This is a genomic window from Salinispora sp. CH2A1_6, from assembly GCF_056820975.1.
In genome coordinates this window covers 885,095-899,924 of sequence record NZ_JBXEDG010000003.1, presented here as the reverse complement: position 1 = coordinate 899,924, position 14,830 = coordinate 885,095, and the positions used below count along the sequence as shown (strand labels likewise).

The following is a 14,830-nucleotide window of genomic DNA, read 5'->3' as shown; positions in this document are numbered from 1 at the left end:
CCGGGTCGGGCCGGGAATGTCTCACCATCGACACATGATACGCCCATGAATTCTTCTAAGCGAGCGCTGTATCAGCGGCTAAGCAAGATCGAGACAGCGTTCAAGAAGAAAAGAGAGGCCCGATGACCTTGCGTTTCCGCAGGTCATCGGGCCTTCTGTGATTCAGGGTGGGCGCGGCAGGTTTCGAACCTGCGACCCCTCGCTTGTAAGGCGAGTGCTCTCCCACTGAGCTACGCGCCCCGGGCGCCGGTGAGACGGGCCGGAGGGTGGCAAGCTTACCCTGCCGCCACCGGCCCGCCTCCAACGGTCGACCAGGTGTCAGACGGCCGCAACCTCAGCCAGCGCCTTGCGCCAGCCCTGCTGGTCACGGGCCTCGCCCGGCGATTTCATCTCGGCGAAGCGGACCACGCCCGCCTTGTCGATGATGAAGGTGCCCCGGTTGGCGACGCCCCCAATGTCGTTGAAGACCCCGTAGGCCTGGGCGACCGCGCCGTGCGGCCAGAAGTCGGAGAGCAGCGGGAACTGGTAGCCCTCCCGATCGGCCCAGATCTTGTGGGCGTACACCGAGTCAACGCTGACGGTGAGCACCTGAACGTCGTCATTGACGTACTGGTTCAGGTTGTCCCGGACCTCACACAGTTCACCCTGGCAGATACCGGTGAAGGCGAGTGGGTAGAAGACCAGGAGCACCGCCCGCTTGTCACGGAAGTCGGCGAGCCGAACCTCCTGGTTGTTCTGGTCCTTGAGCACGAAGTCCGGCGCCTGCGCGCCAACCTCGATGGGCATGCGGAACTCCTTGCGGTCGGGTCAACGTCAGGAAAGCCTGCCACACGGCAGGAGCTGAGCGTTACGGAGTCAGTTACTTCTTGCTCTTCGAACCGCGACGCAGCACCAGCCGGGCGCCACTCCAGTCCCGGCCAGCGTTGATCGTGGAGGTCTGCTGCAGACCCGCGGTGGGTGCGGACTCGGCGATCTCGCTGGGCTCCACGTGCCCCTCGCGTCCGGCCTTCGGCGTCAGTAGCCACACGATTCCGCTGTCCGCCAGCGGGCCGAGGGCATCAACGAGCAGCTCGAAAAGGTCACCGTCGCCGTCTCGGTACCACACCAGTACCGCGTCGACCACCTCGTCGGTGTCTTCGTCAACCAGTTCCCCACAGCGGTCGGTCAGTGCGTCTCGGAGATCTTGGTCGACGTCGTCGTCGTACCCCATCTCCATGACGACCATCCCCGGCTCGATTCCGAACCGGTCCGCCAGGCTGCGTACCCCGTCGGCGGCCTGACCAGCGGTCGCGCTCACTGTCGCGTGCCTCCTCTTTCATCCAGCTCACGGCGTCGGTCAACGCCGTGAGCCAAGTCCACACAGTTGCGGCTCGGCGCGCAAGTGGCACACCGGGTGGAACGGAATTTACCCTGCCAGAAGCGTGCGGGCACCCTGGGTGATGGCATCCTCGGTGACCAGTACCTGACGGGCCGCCGGGCCTAATGGTACGAACGAGTCAACTGCCGCAACACGCCGCACTGCTCCGACGTAGCCCGCATCGACCAAGCTCGCGATGACCCCCTCCCCCACGCCGCCGGACCGCCGGGTCTCGTCCACGACCAGAACCCGGCCGGTGGCGGTAGCCTCCCGGATCAGGTCGGCGACCGGCAGCGGCGCCAGCCAGCGCAGGTCAACCACGCGGCTGCCGACCCCCTCCTCGGCGAGCACCGCGGCGGCCCGCAGCGACAACCGCACCCCGTTGCCGAAGGTGATGATCGTAATGTCTCCGGCCGAGCCAACACCGTAACCGCGGGCTCGGCCGATCGGCACCTGCGCGCTCGCCCAGGAGCCCGGCCCCGCGTACTCGGCGAGCCACTCCCCGTCGCCCTCCGCGCGCAGGTCGCGCGTGTGGTAGAGGGCGATGGGCTCCAGGAAGACACAGACGCTGCCATCCACCGCCGCACTCGCCAGGCAGGTGCGCAGCATGGCCGCGGCGTCGTCCGGCCGCGCCGGCACCGCGACCACCAGGCCGGGGACATCCCGGAGTACGGAGACCGAGTTGTCGTTGTGGAAATGACCACCGAGCCCCTGCTGGTACGCCAGCCCGCCGATCCGGACCACCATCGGATTGCGGTAGGCGCCCTGTGCGAAGAACTGCATGGTGGCGGCCTCGCCGCGCAGCTGGTCCTCGCCACTGTGCAGATACCCGAGGTACCGAATCTCCGGGACCGGCAGCATCCCGGCAAGCCCGGCGCCCAGTCCGAGCCCGAGCAGCGAGGTCTCGTCGAGCAGGGTGTCGAAGACCCGGGCTGCTCCGAAGCGCTCCCGTAGCCCCTTCGTCACCCCGTACAGCCCGCCCTCGCCCCGACGTCCTCGCCGAACACGGCCATTCGTGGGTGGTCGAGCAGACCGTCGGCCAGGGCGGCGTTGATGCTCTGCGCGAGAGTCAGCGGGCCGGCCAGTTCGGGCACCTCTCCGCCGAAGGCCGCGGCGCGGGCCGCGGCGCCGGTGCCTTCGGCGCGGGCCGCGGCCGCGGCGACGGCCCGGGCGACCCGGCCCGGCCGCCGTGGTGCCAGCGGGGCGAGGACCTCCGCGGGGTCGGCCAGCTTCGGCTCCGCCAGCACCTCCTCGGCGATCCGGCGAACCTGCCAGCCGATCTCGTCGTACCGGGTCAGCAGGGCCGCGCCGGTGGCGACGCCCGCCCCGGTGAGCAGTCGCGCGGTAACCAGCAGCGGATCCCGCTTGAGGTCCTCGGTGATCTCGTCGCCGGTGCGGTACGCGCTCTGCGCGTCCGCACCGGCGTACCCCATCAGTCGGACGGTCGACAGGTGCAGCACGGCCGGCCGACGGTGTCGACGGACCCACCGCACCGCCTCGGCCGCCACCGCGTACGTCTCGACCAGGTCGGTGCCGTCGGCGGTGAAGTAGCGGACTCCCGGCTTCGCACGCAGGACCGCCCCGACCCAGCCCTGCGGCGACCGCACGCCGGCGCCGGGGCCGTTGTCCTCGCAGAGGAACAGGACGGGCAGGCGTAGCCCGGTGTGGTCGTACCAGCCGGCGGTGTTCAGGGCGGCGGTGGCGCTGGCATGGTTCACCGACGCGTCGCCGAAGGAGCAGAGCACGACGGCCGCTGGCGGCCACGGCACGCTGTCGGGGGCGGTGTGCTGGTCCGCCCCGTCGAGCCGGCGCGCCCGCTCCAGCGCCAGCCCCAGGCCGACCGCGCGGGGCAGGTGCGAGGCGATGGTGGAGGTGGTTGGCACGACGGCGAGGTCGGCGCGGCCAAAGACCTTGTCCCGGCCGCCGGCGATCGGCTCCCGAGCCGAGGCGACCATCCCGCGCAGCACGTCGCGGGCCGCCCCCGCATACCCGGGGGCGAGGGAACGTGCGCCGTCTGCCAGCGCGCCGGTGCCCGCGACCGCGCCTGCCGGGGCGGTGGCCGCGGCATGATCGCGCTCCTCCGGGTTGCGCTCATCGTGGACCTGGGCAGCGCGGACACAGTAGAACGCGCCGGAGCGGTAGTGCAGCAGGGCCGGATCGGTCGGCGCCAGCGCGGCGGCGACGGCGGCGTTGCCCTCGTGGCCGGCCGAGCCGACGGTGTAGAAGCCCTCGCCGAAGCTGCGGAGCCAGCGGCCGGCCAGATCAAGCTGGCGGCTGACGATCTGGGCGTCGAACAGCTCCAAAAGCCGCACGCCGGTCAGCGGCGCTCCCTCGCGGACGGGCCGGGACGGGTCCCGACGATGCCCGGCGGCGACCAGTGCCCCCACAGTCGCGCGGAGCCGCTCGTCAAGGTCGTACTGGGTGTTCACGTCGGACAGCATTGCCGACCGGAGCCCGGCGCGCCCAGTGGGACACGACGGGGGCCGGCCCGGTCTACTCCGCCGCGCCGACTCCGGGCCGGTCAGCCGGGCAGGAACGAGAAGCGGACCTGGCGGGTCGGGTTGTCCCCGTTCGGGTCAACCAGACACAGCGACTGCCAGGTGCCGAGCATGAGCTGCCCGGCACACACCGGCAGCGTCGCGTACGGCGGCAGGAAGGCGGGCAGCAGATGGTCCCGCCCGTGGCCGGGGCTCCCGTGCCGGTGTCGCCACCGGTCGTCGGCGGGCAGTAGGTCGTTGAGCACCTGGCGTAGGTCGTCGTCGGACCCGGAGCCGAGTTCGATGAGCGCGAGCCCGGCGGTGGTGTGGGGTACAAAGACGTGCAGCAGCCCGTCCCCCTGCCCGACCACGAACCGGTCCGCCTCGGTGGTGATGTTCCGGACGGTAAGACGCGACCCGGTCTGCACGGTTATCACTTCGGTACGCATGTCTGAATTCTGCCCGCGGCCGCACCGGCCGACCCGGGACACCGAGACATCGGCGGGCCACCCCGGATGAGGTTACCGACGAGTACCTGTGTCGAGCGTCGCGTCTCCTGCGGGTGAAGTGACGGGGAGTGCCCCGAGAAGGCAGGATGGCGCTATAACCTGACCAAAATCCAACCGAGGGAACGCCTGTGGCCACGGAACGCAAGCGCCCGGTGATCAGTGCCGGTCTGCCGAGCCAGCTTCCGGATATCGACCCGGACGAGACCGGCGAATGGGTCGAGTCGCTCGACGGTGTCATCGACGAGCGCGGGACGAAACGCGCCCGCTACGTCATGCTGCGCCTGCTGGAACGAGCCCGCGAGCGTCAGGTCGGGGTGCCATCCCTGACGACCACGGACTACATCAACACCATCGCCCCGGAGCAGGAGCCCTGGTTCCCCGGCGACGAACACGTCGAGCGGCGCATCCGGGCCTACATCCGGTGGAACGCCGCGATGTTGGTGCACCGGGCCCAGCGGCCGGAGATCGGCGTCGGTGGGCACATCTCGACGTTCGCCAGCTCGGCATCGCTCTACGAGGTCGGCTTCAACCACTTCTTCCGGGGTAAGGACCACCCGGGGGGCGGGGACCACCTCTTCTACCAGGGGCACGCCTCCCCCGGCATGTACGCGCGGGCGTTTCTCGAGGGGCGGCTCAGCGAGCACCAGCTCGACGGGTTCCGCCAGGAGCTGTCGCACCCCGGGGGTGGGCTGCCGTCATACCCGCACCCCCGGCTGATGCCGAACTTCTGGGAGTTCCCCACCGTCTCGATGGGCCTCGGCGGCGTCAACGCCATCTACCAGGCCCGGTTCAACCGCTACCTGCACCACCGCGGCATCAAGGACACCTCCGACCAGAACGTGTGGGCGTTCCTCGGCGACGGCGAGATGGACGAGCCGGAGACGCTGGGCGCGATCGGTACGGCCGCCCGGGAGGAGCTGGACAACCTCACCTTCGTCATCAACTGCAACCTGCAACGCCTGGACGGACCGGTCCGCGGCAACGGCAAGGTCATGCAGGAGCTGGAGGCGTTCTTCCGGGGTGCGGGTTGGAACGTCATCAAGGTTGTCTGGGGTCGCGAGTGGGACCCGCTGCTCGCCCGGGACACCGACGGCGCGCTGGTCAACCTGATGAACACCACGCCCGACGGCGACTACCAGACCTACAAGGCGGAGTCCGGGGCGTACATCCGGGAGCACTTCTTCGGCCGCGACCCGCGGACCCGCAAGATGGTCGATCACCTCAGCGACGACGAGATCTGGAACCTGAAGCGGGGTGGCCACGACTACCGGAAGCTCTACGCGGCGTACAAGGCCGCGGTGGAGCACACCGGGCAGCCGACGGTGATTCTGGCCAAGACCATCAAGGGGTGGACGCTCGGCTCGCACTTCGAGGGGCGCAACGCCACCCACCAGATGAAGAAGCTGACGCTGGATGACCTGAAGACCTTCCGCGACCGGCTCTATCTCGACATCCCGGATAAGGCGCTGGAGGAGAATCCCTACCTGCCGCCGTACTACCGGCCGGAGGCGAAGTCCGACGAGATCGAGTACCTGCACGAGCGGCGCCGGCAGCTCGGCGGCTACCTGCCCTCGCGGCGGTCCGGCACGAAGCGCCTCACCATCCCCGGCCCCGAGAGCTTCGCCGATGTGAAACGTGGTTCCGGCAAGCAGAAGGTGGCCACCACGATGGCCTTCGTCCGGCTGCTCAAGGATCTGATGAAGGACAAGGAGTTCGGCCGACGCTGGGTGCCGATCATCCCGGACGAGGCCCGCACCTTCGGGATGGACTCACTCTTCCCGACGCGGAAGATCTACTCGCCGCACGGCCAGCGCTACACCTCGGTTGACCGGGAGCTGTTCCTGTCGTATAAGGAGGCGACCGGCGGGCAGATCCTGCACGAGGGCATCAACGAGGTCGGCTCGGTCGCCTCCTTCACGGCGGCCGGCTCCGCATACGCCACGCACAACGAGCCGATGATCCCGATGTACATCTTCTACTCGATGTTCGGGTTTCAGCGGACCGCGGACGGGCTCTGGGCGGCGGCCGACCAGATGGCCCGCGGCTTCCTGCTCGGCGCCACCGCCGGCCGGACCACGCTCAACGGCGAGGGCCTCCAGCACGAGGACGGTCACTCGCTGTTGATCGCCGCCACCAACCCGGCGGTGGTCGCCTACGACCCGGCGTTCGCCTTCGAGATCGCGCACATCGTGGAGAACGGCCTGCACCGCATGTACGGCGAGGCGCAGGAGAACGTCTTCTACTACCTGACGATCTACAACGAGCCGATCGTGCAGCCGGCGGAGCCGGCGGAGGTCGACGTCGAGGGCATCCTGAAGGGCATCTACCGGTACGCGCCGGCGCCCCAGGTGGACGGCCCGGCGGCACAGCTGCTCGCCTCCGGCACCGGCGTGCAGTGGGCGCTCAAGGCGCAGGACCTGCTCGCCCGGGACTGGGGGGTGGCCGCCAGCGTCTGGTCCGTGACCTCCTGGACCGAGCTGCGCCGCGACGCCGTCCAGGCGGAGGAGCACAACCTGCTCAACCCGACCGAGGAGCAGCAGGTCCCGTACGTGACGGCCAAGCTGGCCGACGCCGACGGACCGAAGGTCGCGGTCAGCGACTGGATGCGCGCGGTGCCGGATCTGATCGCCCGCTGGGTGCCCGGCGACTACACCTCGCTCGGCACCTGCGGGTTCGGCATGTCGGACACCCGGCACGCGCTGCGCCGGTACTTCCACGTGGACGCGGAGTCGATCGTGGTCGCGACGTTGCGGCAGCTTGCGCTCCGCGGCGCGGTCCCGGCGGAGGTTCCCGCCGAGGCGGCCAAGAAGTACGCGATCAATGACATCGGAGCGGCCCCGGTCGGTGAGACCGGCGGCGACAGCTGACCGACGGTCACGGCCGGCCCGGCGTGGAGTGTTCCGCGCCGGGCCGGCGTCGTCTCTCGGGCGTTCCGTCCGCACCCCCTCGTGCGGATCCGACGACACCGCGCCCCGGGAGTGGAGAGCTGCTACACAGTGGCGGTGGCCCGGATCCCTGGCTAGGACCTCAGGCCACCGCCGGACGGGTTGACGCCAGGACGAGCCGGTCAGCCGACGGCGGCCAGGTCGGTCAGCCGGGCGAGCGAGTCCTCCAGGTCGGCGCCGACCCGACGCAGACCGAGCCGGAGCAGGGCGGCCTTGACCGGACCAGCCGGCCAGCGTACGACGATCAGCCGCACGACCGTCCCGCCCTCCGCCTCGTCAGCGGTGAGCTGGACGTAGATCTCGGTGCGCGCCTCCGCTCGGGCACCGGCGCCCTTGGCCCGTTCCCGCCAGCCGATCAGGGTCGGCTCCTGGTAGGCGATCACCTCGGCCTCATGGGCCGCGCCCCGCCCCGCCTGGACCCGCTGCCGCCGGCCGAAGCCCTCCCCGGAGAGCACTTCCGCCGCCCGGACCCCGGCCAGCCAGGCCGGTAGCTGTTCAGCCCGCTGCACGACACCCCAGACCGCTTCGATCGGCGCGGTTACGTGCGAGCTGCGTTCCACGAGGATCATTTTCCGTCTTCCTCCAGTGCGAACAACCCACGATATCGGCACTCTATGCGTTATTTCGGACTTAAACGGACAGCTGGGTCCAAGACACGCCGAAAACCCTTGCCTCCATCCGTGCGATACGGGTATGGCCACCACTGATGGCGAGGGGCCCTTCCGGACGCCGGTACGGCCGGCCGTAGGCTTGGGGGCGTGACGGTACGTGTACGCTTCGCCCCCTCCCCGACCGGAATGTTCCACGTCGGCGGCGCCCGCTCAGCCCTACAGTGCTGGATCTTCGCCAAGCAGCAGGGCGGGGCGTTCGTACTCCGGGTCGAGGACACGGACGCGGCCCGCAACAAGCCCGAGTGGACCGAGGGCATTCTGGCGGCGCTGGATTGGATCGGCATCGCGCGCGGCAGCTACGAAGGTCCCTACTTCCAGTCCTCGTACGCGACCGAGCATCGCGCCGCCGCCCACCGGCTACACGAGGCCGGACGCGCGTACTACTGCGACTGCACCCGGGAGGCCGTACAGGCCCGCACCGGCTCAGCACACACCGGCTACGACGGCTTCTGCCGGGATCGGAATCTGGAGCCGGGCGCCGGCCGCGCCCTCCGCTTCCGGACGCCGGACGAAGGCACGACCGTGGTGGTTGACCTGATCCGTGGTGAGCCCACCTTCGACAACGGGCTGATCGAGGACTTCGTGATCGCCCGGAGCGACGGTTCGCCGGTCTTCCTGCTCGCCAACGTGGTGGACGACATGACGATGGGGATCACCCACGTTATCCGGGCCGAAGAGCACCTACCCAACACGCCGAAGCAACAACTGCTCTGGGAGGCGCTCGGCGTGAAGCCGCCGGTGTGGGCGCACGTCCCGGTCGTCGTCAACGAGAAGCGGCAGAAGCTGTCCAAGCGCCGCGACAAGGTCGCCCTGGAGGCGTACCGCGACGAGGGCTATCTGGCCGACGCGATGTGCAACTACCTGATGCTGCTCGGCTGGTCGCCGGCCGGCGACCGGGAGATCGTGCCCTGGCCGGTGATTGAGGAGGAGTTCCGGCTGGAGGAGGTGAATCCCTCCTCGGCCTTCTTTGATGAGAAGAAGCTACGCGCGTTCAACGGCGAGTACATCCGAGCGCTGCCGGTCGCCGACTTCGTCGCGGCATGCCAGCCATGGTTGACCGGCACCGCGACCATCGCGCCTCCGCCGTGGCAGCCGGACGAGTTCGACGCCGAGATGTTCGCCGCGGTGGCACCGCTGGCGCAAACCCGGATCGCGGTGCTCAGCGAGATCGTGCCCAACGTGGACTTCCTCTTCCTCGACTCGCCACTGATCGACGAGGGAGCGTGGGCAAAGGCGATGAAGGAGGGCGCGGGCGACCTACTCGACGCGGCGATCGCCGCCTTCACCGCAGTGCCTTCGTGGGACGCGGACTCGACCAAGTCGACACTGGAGGCGGTCGGCGCAGAGCACGGCCTGAAGCTGGGCAAGGCCCAGGCACCCGTCCGGGTCGCGGTGACCGGCCGCCGGGTCGGTCTCCCCCTTTTCGAGTCGCTTGAGGTCCTGGGCCGCGAACGCACCCTGACCCGCCTACGGGCTGCCCGGCTCCGCCTTCCCTGAGGGAAAGGTACCTACCCTGCCGTCCGATTGTCCGGCGCGGTAGGTAAAATGCGCGGGTCGACCGACCGCGATTGGTGACTCCTCGGTGGAAGATCACAGATAGCTGAAATTTCTTCACCAGGAGGTGTGGCCAGCTGTCGCGTGACGGAGTCTATTGAGGTGGGGGCGCCCGGCCCAGCATCCGGGGGTCCACGGCGATTCGCGCGCACGAAGCCGCAGCGATGCCATCCATCGAACGGGGGCGAGGAGGCAGCGATGGTCCGTAGGATACGGCGGTTGGTCGTGATCATGGCCAGTGGTATCACGGCGGGAGTGCTCTCACTCGGCCTGACCACACCCGCATCAGCGACGACGTCGACGCCACCGCCCGCTGGCGTCGATATCACCGGTGCCGGAATCGCCGAGCCACTACACCTACGCGCCGATACCCAGCCGAACAAACTGGCGGCCGTCATCGACCAGGTCAACTTCCTCGGTGGCGCTGGCCAGAGCAGCGAACCCAAGAAGGCCGACCTCGGTCCGAAGTACACCATCGTCGTGCTCTCCGGCGACAAGCCCACGCAGACCTTCGACCTGTACCCGAAGGCCACCGGCGGGCCCCGCATCTACCGACCGGCCAAGCAGCCGGATTCTCAGCAGACCACCGCCGGCTGGTTCTTCGGCCGGCTCACCATGTCGGAGACGCTGCGGACAGCTGGCGTGCCGTTGGAACGGCAGGTGGACACGGTCGGCGGTGGGGCCGGCGGCAGCGAACGGATGATCCCGGAAGATTCGCTTGACCCCGCTGGAAACATCGACGAGGCCTTCAGCGGATTTCCCCGGCTGCTCCTGGTCAACGTAGCCGTCGTGCTGACGATCACCCTCGGGCTGGCCGGGATCGCACTGCTGATCCGGCGTCGGACCCGCTGACGCCTCCGGGGATGACGCCGGTGCCGCGCCCGTGGGCACGGCCATTCCAGTCAACGACCGCTTCCCGCCGCTGGGTCAGCACCAGCGGCTGGGCGGTCGACCCGGTCGCCCAGCTCGCGATCGGGGTCGAACCGGACCGTGCCGGTGCGCCCCCGCCCAGCCCGGCAGGCCACTGAGACAGCCCTGAACCGGGCCCGGCGGCGAGCCGAGCGACTCGGCGGCCCGTTGGCGCGGCACCGCGGAATCGTCGTCAACGCGCTCCGGTAGGGGGCCGCTCGGTGTCTCGCCCGGCGCACCGCCGCCAAGCCACCGGTGGTTCTTGGTTGCCGGCAACTCGTGGTGGCCCGGCCGACAGTGCCCGTCCTGGGCACAGCCGCGCTCGGCCTCCCCGTGCGCCATTCAGGTCTCCTCACCCTCGCCGTCGCCCACCGGCGCTGCCCGGCGTGCCCTGTCACCGTACTGGCCGGGACCGACGGGCGGTGCGACGCACGTACCAGGTCACATTTGGAATCGACGCGAATCACCGAGCTCGGGCGAACCGACCAGGTGGGTCATCGAGGCGGGGCGCGGCCGACACCAGAGCCACGGGGGAAGGCCGACCACGGCCGCCGCAGCCCGCTCACCCGGCACAACACCACAGGTGACGACGTGTCAGGCTAGGGCGGTGAACGAGCCGGGAACCGAGCTGGCGGCCACGCTGCGCCGGATCGAGCGGGCGGCGGGAGCGCTCGCCACCGCCAGCGTGGCGCGGATGGACGAGACCCTGCCCTGGTTCCGCGAGCTCCCGGCCGACCAGCGCTCCTGGGTCATGTTGGTGGCGCAGGCTGGTGCCCGCTCCCTGGTGCAGTGGCTGCGCGCGGGCGGCGGCACCGCGGACAGCAACCAGGAGGTCTCCGACGAGGTCTTCGCGACCGCACCGCAGGCCCTGGCCCGTTCCATCAGCCTCCAGCAGACGGTAGCCCTGATCAAGGTGACCATCGACGTGGTGGAGGAACGGGTCCCGACCCTCGCCGCTCCCGGCGAGGAGCAGCAGTTACGGGATGTGGTGCTGCGCTACTCCCGGGAGATCGCGTTTGCCGCCGCCCGGGTGTACGCGCGGGCCGCCGAGTCGCGGGGTTCCTGGGATGCCCGGCTCCAGGCCCTACTGGTTGATGCGCTGCTACGTGGCGACTCGCCCGACGTGTTGGCCAGCCGGGCGGCGGCGCTGGGCTGGGCGGACGCGCCCCCGGTGGCGGTGGCGGTAGGCCGTTCCCCCGGCGGGGAGGTCTCCGCCGTGTTGCACACCGTCTACCGGTTGGCCCGGCGAATCGGCGCCGAGGTGATCGGCGGCGTGCACGGCGACCGCCTGGTCATCGTGCTCGGCGGGGTGGCCGATCCGGTGGCCGCCACCGGCAAGCTACTCGACGCCTTCGGTACCGGCCCGGTCGTGGTGGGCCCGGCCGTGCCGAGCCTGGACGAGGCCACCGACTCCGCCCGGGCCGCTCTCGCCGGATTCCGGGCCGCCCCTGCCTGGCCGGCCGCGCCCCGACCGGTGCCCGCCGCCGACCTCCTACCGGAGCGGGCGCTGGCCGGAGATGCCGAGGCCCGCCGCCGGCTGCGGCACGACGTCTACGCCCCGCTGGCCCGCGCCGGCGGGGAGCTGCTCGAGACCCTGGATGCCTTCTTCACCGCCAGCGGCACGCTGGAGAGCGCAGCCCGGGCGCTCTTCGTGCACCCGAACACGGTGCGGTACCGGCTGCGCCGGGTGGCGGAGGTGACCGGGCTCTCTCCCCTCGCGGCCCGGGACGCGTACGCGCTCCAGGTGGCGCTCACCGTCGGCCGGCTCGACCCGGTAGCCACCCTGACAGCGAATCGGACAACAAACCTGAATACTCCCAGAACAGGGCAATAACCTGACCGGGCTGATGGACCTTTGTAGGAATCCTCCAAAGGTTCTAGTGCGGTTTGGTGCAAGGCGGCAGAGCGCTACCCGCGCGAATCCGGGAGAGTCGTATCCGTGCTCGCCGTACTCTCCCCCGGCCAGGGTTCACAGAAACCCGGCTTCCTGACCCCCTGGCTCGACCTGCCCGGCACCGAGGCGCGGTTGCGCTGGTGGTCGGCGCTGGCCGGGGTCGACCTGGTGCATCTCGGCACGGCCGCGGACGCTGACGAGATCAAGGACACCGCCCGCACCCAGCCGCTGCTCGTCGCGGCGGCGCTGCTCGCCGCCGAGCACCTGCCGATGCACGATGTCACGCTCACCGCCGGCCACAGCGTCGGCGAGCTGGGCGCGACCTCGCTGGCCGGAGTACTCACGCCGGAGGCCGCCGTCACTCTGGCCGCCGTCCGGGGGCGCGAGATGGCAGCTGCCTGCGCGCTGGAACCGACCGGGATGGCTGCACTGCTCGGCGGCGACCCCGACGAGGTGCTCGCCACCATCGAGAAGCACGGGCTGCACCCGGCCAACCGCAACGGCACCGGCCAGGTCGTTGCCGCCGGCTCCCTTGGCGGGCTGGAGAAGCTCGCCGCTGAGCCCCCCGCCCGCGCCCGCGTCCGCCAGCTACAGGTGGCCGGCGCCTTCCACACGCCGTACATGGCGCCGGCCGAGGCCGCCCTGGCCACCGTGGCTGCCGGCGTCACCCCCACCGATCCGACTCACATCCTGCTGTCAAACCTCGACGGTGCCGCCGTGAACCACGGCCGGGAGATGGTGCAGCGGCTGATCCGCCAGGTCACCGCCCCGGTCCGTTGGGACCTGTGCCTGCGCACCCTCGCCGACCTCGGCGTGACCGGGGTGATTGAGCTGCCCCCGGCCGGGACCCTCGCCGGGCTGGTCAAGCGGGAGCTGAAGGGCGAGGCCGCCCCGGAGATCGTCACCCTCAACACCCCGGACGACCTGCCCGCCGCCCGAGACCTGATCGCCCGGCACAGCGGCCTCGGCGGCCACGAGCCGACCATCCAGTTCCGGGTCGTGGTCTCCCCCGTCGCCGGCACCTTCGTCCCCGCTGATGAGCTGGCCGAGGGCGTTGACCTGCGCGCCGGTCAGGTCATTGGCCACGTCGCCACCCGGCAGGGCTCGGTCGAGGTCACCGCCCACGACAGCGGCCTGCTCACCGAGTGGCTCGCCCACCACGACGACCCGGTAGCCCCGGGCCAGCCGCTGGCCCGGATCGGCGGCCACACATGACATCGCGGTACCCATGGCCGCATAGGGAAGGACAGCCTTGATGACGGGCAGCCGGATCGTCGCGCTCGGCCACTACCAGCCATCCCGGGTGGTGACCAACGACGAGATCGCCCAGCTGGTGGAGACCAGCGACGAGTGGATCCGCGACCGGGTCGGCATCGCCAGCCGCCGGATCGCCGACGGTGAGACGGTCACCGACATGGCCGCCGCCGCCGCTGGCAAGGCGCTGGCCGGCTCCGGCCTGACCGCCGCCGACATCGACCTCGTCGTGGTGGCCACCTGCACCGCGGTCGATCGCAGCCCGAACGTCGCCTCCCGGGTCGCGGCCCGGCTCGGCATCACCGCGCCCGGCGCGTTCGACCTCAACACCGCCTGCTCCGGCTTCGCGTACGCCCTCGGCACGGTCGACCACGCTGTTCGGGCCGGCGCAGCGCGGAACGCCATCGTCATCGGCGCGGAGAAGCTCTCCGACTTCACCGACTGGACGGACCGTTCGACCTGCATCATCTTTGGTGACGGGGCGGGGGCCGCAGTGGTCACCGCCACCGGGGCGGATGAGCCGGCCGGCATCGGTCCGGTGCTGTGGGGCTCGGTGCCAGAGCGCGGCGACGCGGTCCGGATCGAGGGATGGCGCCCGTACGTGCGGCAGGAGGGACAGGCCGTCTTCCGCTGGGCCACCACCGCGCTGGCGCCGCTGGCACTCCAGGCGTGCGAGCGGGCCGGGGTCGCCCCGTCGGAGCTCGCGGCGTTCGTGCCGCACCAGGCCAACACCCGCATCATCGACGGCATCGTCAAGCGACTCGGCATCCCGCAGGCGATCGTCGCCAAGGACCTGGTCGAATCCGGTAACACCTCGGCCGCGAGCATTCCCCTGGCCCTGTCGAAGCTGGTGGAGCGGCGTGAGATCCCCTCTGGCGCGCCAGTGCTGCTGTTCGGCTTCGGCGGTGGCCTGACCTATGCCGGTCAGGTCATCCGCTGCCCCTGAGACCCGGCGTGCCTCGCCACGCCACCCTTCGCCACCGCGGCGAAGTAACCCCGATGAGAGGAACCAACAGCAATGACCCGTGACGAGATCACCACCGGCCTCGCCGAGATCCTCGAAGAGGTTGCCGGGGTGACCCCGGACGACGTGGCCGAGGGAAAGTCCTTCACCGACGACCTGGATGTCGACTCGCTGTCGATGGTGGAGGTCGTGGTGGCCGCCGAGGAGAAGTTCGGCGTGAAGATCCCGGACAACGAGGTGCAGAACCTGAAGACCGTCGGGGACGCCGTCAGCTACATCGAGGCGCAGTCCTGACC

Annotated in this window: 11 protein-coding genes, 1 tRNA gene and 2 pseudogenes; 7 read left to right on the top strand and 7 right to left on the bottom strand. The window is 70.3% G+C overall.

Annotated elements, in window-relative coordinates; translation table 11 throughout:
• Positions 1-168 precede the first annotated feature (168 nt).
• The 5 genes and pseudogenes from AC1UKG_RS09105 to AC1UKG_RS09085 all read right to left on the bottom strand — a co-directional run bounded on the left by AC1UKG_RS09105 (position 169) and on the right by AC1UKG_RS09085 (position 4,283).
• A tRNA-Val gene (locus tag AC1UKG_RS09105) sits at positions 169-240 on the bottom strand.
• 78 nt (positions 241-318) lie between these two features.
• The gene (locus tag AC1UKG_RS09100; RefSeq protein WP_018744729.1) at positions 319-786 is read right to left on the bottom strand and encodes a peroxiredoxin; all 468 of its coding nucleotides are present in this window, start codon (positions 784-786) and stop codon (positions 319-321) included.
• A gap of 73 nt (positions 787-859) precedes the next feature.
• A complete protein-coding gene (locus AC1UKG_RS09095) occupies positions 860-1,297 on the bottom strand; it encodes a DUF3052 domain-containing protein (RefSeq protein ID WP_018216517.1) in 438 nt (145 codons plus the stop codon).
• A 108-nt stretch (positions 1,298-1,405) separates the two neighbouring features.
• A pseudogene (locus AC1UKG_RS09090) lies at positions 1,406-3,798 on the bottom strand (transketolase C-terminal domain-containing protein).
• A gap of 80 nt (positions 3,799-3,878) precedes the next feature.
• Complete coding sequence (locus tag AC1UKG_RS09085) at positions 3,879-4,283, bottom strand: YjbQ family protein (protein WP_482642300.1); 405 nt, start codon at positions 4,281-4,283, stop codon at positions 3,879-3,881.
• Positions 4,284-4,471: 188 nt separating this feature from the next.
• Here AC1UKG_RS09085 and aceE point away from each other — a divergent pair, with 188 nt between their 5' ends.
• Complete coding sequence (gene aceE / locus AC1UKG_RS09080) at positions 4,472-7,210, top strand: pyruvate dehydrogenase (acetyl-transferring), homodimeric type (RefSeq protein ID WP_482642299.1); 2,739 nt, start codon at positions 4,472-4,474, stop codon at positions 7,208-7,210.
• Between the two features lie 200 nt (positions 7,211-7,410).
• Here the strand turns inward: aceE and AC1UKG_RS09075 are convergent, their stop codons facing one another.
• Entirely contained in the window at positions 7,411-7,857 is a 447-nt protein-coding gene (locus AC1UKG_RS09075) for an SRPBCC family protein (protein ID WP_012014582.1), read from the bottom strand.
• A gap of 189 nt (positions 7,858-8,046) precedes the next feature.
• Between AC1UKG_RS09075 and gltX the strand changes: the two genes are divergently transcribed.
• Together gltX and AC1UKG_RS09065 are read left to right on the top strand one after the other, a co-directional pair.
• Positions 8,047-9,456, top strand: a complete 1,410-nt coding sequence (gltX, locus tag AC1UKG_RS09070; protein ID WP_026271616.1) for a glutamate--tRNA ligase — start codon at positions 8,047-8,049, stop codon at positions 9,454-9,456.
• Positions 9,457-9,711: 255 nt separating this feature from the next.
• Entirely contained in the window at positions 9,712-10,365 is a 654-nt protein-coding gene (locus AC1UKG_RS09065; RefSeq protein WP_018744734.1) for a hypothetical protein, read from the top strand.
• Positions 10,366-10,440: 75 nt separating this feature from the next.
• On the opposite strand, the gene AC1UKG_RS09060 is transcribed toward AC1UKG_RS09065, so the two are convergent.
• Positions 10,441-10,764, bottom strand: a complete 324-nt coding sequence (locus AC1UKG_RS09060) for a hypothetical protein (protein ID WP_026271615.1) — start codon at positions 10,762-10,764, stop codon at positions 10,441-10,443.
• Positions 10,765-10,984: 220 nt separating this feature from the next.
• Here AC1UKG_RS09060 and AC1UKG_RS09055 point away from each other — a divergent pair.
• The 4 genes and pseudogenes from AC1UKG_RS09055 to AC1UKG_RS09040 form a co-directional block, all read left to right on the top strand.
• Positions 10,985-12,256 (top strand): annotated as a pseudogene (locus AC1UKG_RS09055) (PucR family transcriptional regulator); the annotation flags it as partial.
• Between the two features lie 105 nt (positions 12,257-12,361).
• Positions 12,362-13,531: an acyltransferase domain-containing protein gene (locus AC1UKG_RS09050; RefSeq protein WP_018744737.1), complete on the top strand. Its 1,170-nt coding sequence runs from the start codon at positions 12,362-12,364 to the stop codon at positions 13,529-13,531.
• Positions 13,532-13,571: 40 nt separating this feature from the next.
• Positions 13,572-14,516: a beta-ketoacyl-ACP synthase III gene (locus tag AC1UKG_RS09045; protein WP_482642298.1), complete on the top strand. Its 945-nt coding sequence runs from the start codon at positions 13,572-13,574 to the stop codon at positions 14,514-14,516.
• Between the two features lie 72 nt (positions 14,517-14,588).
• A complete protein-coding gene (locus AC1UKG_RS09040) occupies positions 14,589-14,828 on the top strand; it encodes an acyl carrier protein (RefSeq protein WP_012183711.1) in 240 nt (79 codons plus the stop codon).
• Positions 14,829-14,830 lie beyond the last annotated feature (2 nt).

Excerpts from the sequence above, each read along its gene's own strand:
- AC1UKG_RS09100 (WP_018744729.1), bottom strand. The coding sequence starts at position 786 with ATGCCCATCGAGGTTGGCGCGCAGGCGCCGGACTTCGTGCTCAAGGAC.
- AC1UKG_RS09085 (WP_482642300.1), bottom strand. The coding sequence starts at position 4,283 with ATGCGTACCGAAGTGATAACCGTGCAGACCGGGTCGCGTCTTACCGTC.
- AC1UKG_RS09075 (WP_012014582.1), bottom strand. The coding sequence starts at position 7,857 with ATGATCCTCGTGGAACGCAGCTCGCACGTAACCGCGCCGATCGAAGCG.
- AC1UKG_RS09065 (WP_018744734.1), top strand. The coding sequence starts at position 9,712 with ATGGTCCGTAGGATACGGCGGTTGGTCGTGATCATGGCCAGTGGTATC.
- AC1UKG_RS09060 (WP_026271615.1), bottom strand. The coding sequence starts at position 10,764 with ATGGCGCACGGGGAGGCCGAGCGCGGCTGTGCCCAGGACGGGCACTGT.
- AC1UKG_RS09045 (WP_482642298.1), top strand. The coding sequence starts at position 13,572 with ATGACGGGCAGCCGGATCGTCGCGCTCGGCCACTACCAGCCATCCCGG.
- AC1UKG_RS09040 (WP_012183711.1), top strand. The coding sequence starts at position 14,589 with ATGACCCGTGACGAGATCACCACCGGCCTCGCCGAGATCCTCGAAGAG.